Source organism: Klebsiella sp. K47 (genome assembly GCF_051858335.1).
Taxonomy (GTDB): domain Bacteria; phylum Pseudomonadota; class Gammaproteobacteria; order Enterobacterales; family Enterobacteriaceae; genus Klebsiella; species Klebsiella pneumoniae.
Window position 1 is genome coordinate 1 of sequence record NZ_JBPYUI010000572.1, and the last position, 211, is coordinate 211.

General features: G+C 61.1%; 1 protein-coding gene. It reads right to left on the reverse strand.

Features of this window, described 5'->3' with window-relative positions:
* A partial coding sequence (locus RRF55_RS29265; protein ID WP_439419493.1) for an acetyl-CoA hydrolase/transferase C-terminal domain-containing protein occupies positions 1-211 on the reverse strand: 211 nt, incomplete at both ends.

The following is a 211-nucleotide window of genomic DNA, read 5'->3' on the forward strand; positions in this document are numbered from 1 at the left end:
TTGCCGTACAGGTCGAACTCCAGTGCGGTGTTGATGCCGATGATGCCCAGGCGCCGTACCACTTCAGGGTGGTTGGAGATTTCCTGCGGACGCAGCACCAGCTTGTCCTTGTAGCGCTCCAGGTTGCCGAACACGTCGGCGTTGCGACGGGTCGACAGGGTGATGGAACTGCCCGAGGCAAAGCTCAGCTTGCCGGCGTCGATCAGATCGA